This window comes from Klebsiella sp. CN_Kp104, from assembly GCF_040064515.1.
GTDB classification, from domain to species: Bacteria; Pseudomonadota; Gammaproteobacteria; order Enterobacterales; family Enterobacteriaceae; genus Klebsiella; species Klebsiella aerogenes.
In genome coordinates this window covers 1-1,605 of the sequence record NZ_JBEAII010000017.1, presented here as the reverse complement: position 1 = coordinate 1,605, position 1,605 = coordinate 1, and the positions used below count along the sequence as shown (strand labels likewise).

The 1,605-nt window shown below is 53.4% G+C and carries 1 rRNA gene; it reads left to right on the top strand.

Features of this window, described 5'->3' with window-relative positions:
* The first annotated feature begins 40 nt into the window (after window positions 1–40).
* Window positions 41–1,580 (top strand): 16S ribosomal RNA (locus tag ABLU80_RS13480).
* Window positions 1,581–1,605 lie beyond the last annotated feature (25 nt).

Sequence of the window (1,605 nt, the reverse complement as noted above, 5' to 3'; positions counted from 1 at the left end):
CGTAATTCATTACGAAGTTTAATTCACGAGCATCAAACTTAAATTGAAGAGTTTGATCATGGCTCAGATTGAACGCTGGCGGCAGGCCTAACACATGCAAGTCGAGCGGTAGCACAGAGAGCTTGCTCTCGGGTGACGAGCGGCGGACGGGTGAGTAATGTCTGGGAAACTGCCTGATGGAGGGGGATAACTACTGGAAACGGTAGCTAATACCGCATAACGTCGCAAGACCAAAGTGGGGGACCTTCGGGCCTCATGCCATCAGATGTGCCCAGATGGGATTAGCTAGTAGGTGGGGTAATGGCTCACCTAGGCGACGATCCCTAGCTGGTCTGAGAGGATGACCAGCCACACTGGAACTGAGACACGGTCCAGACTCCTACGGGAGGCAGCAGTGGGGAATATTGCACAATGGGCGCAAGCCTGATGCAGCCATGCCGCGTGTATGAAGAAGGCCTTCGGGTTGTAAAGTACTTTCAGCGAGGAGGAAGGCGTTAAGGTTAATAACCTTGGCGATTGACGTTACTCGCAGAAGAAGCACCGGCTAACTCCGTGCCAGCAGCCGCGGTAATACGGAGGGTGCAAGCGTTAATCGGAATTACTGGGCGTAAAGCGCACGCAGGCGGTCTGTCAAGTCGGATGTGAAATCCCCGGGCTCAACCTGGGAACTGCATTCGAAACTGGCAGGCTAGAGTCTTGTAGAGGGGGGTAGAATTCCAGGTGTAGCGGTGAAATGCGTAGAGATCTGGAGGAATACCGGTGGCGAAGGCGGCCCCCTGGACAAAGACTGACGCTCAGGTGCGAAAGCGTGGGGAGCAAACAGGATTAGATACCCTGGTAGTCCACGCCGTAAACGATGTCGACTTGGAGGTTGTGCCCTTGAGGCGTGGCTTCCGGAGCTAACGCGTTAAGTCGACCGCCTGGGGAGTACGGCCGCAAGGTTAAAACTCAAATGAATTGACGGGGGCCCGCACAAGCGGTGGAGCATGTGGTTTAATTCGATGCAACGCGAAGAACCTTACCTACTCTTGACATCCAGAGAACTTAGCAGAGATGCTTTGGTGCCTTCGGGAACTCTGAGACAGGTGCTGCATGGCTGTCGTCAGCTCGTGTTGTGAAATGTTGGGTTAAGTCCCGCAACGAGCGCAACCCTTATCCTTTGTTGCCAGCGATTCGGTCGGGAACTCAAAGGAGACTGCCAGTGATAAACTGGAGGAAGGTGGGGATGACGTCAAGTCATCATGGCCCTTACGAGTAGGGCTACACACGTGCTACAATGGCATATACAAAGAGAAGCGACCTCGCGAGAGCAAGCGGACCTCATAAAGTATGTCGTAGTCCGGATTGGAGTCTGCAACTCGACTCCATGAAGTCGGAATCGCTAGTAATCGTAGATCAGAATGCTACGGTGAATACGTTCCCGGGCCTTGTACACACCGCCCGTCACACCATGGGAGTGGGTTGCAAAAGAAGTAGGTAGCTTAACCTTCGGGAGGGCGCTTACCACTTTGTGATTCATGACTGGGGTGAAGTCGTAACAAGGTAACCGTAGGGGAACCTGCGGTTGGATCACCTCCTTACCTTAAAGAACCTGCCTTTGTAGTG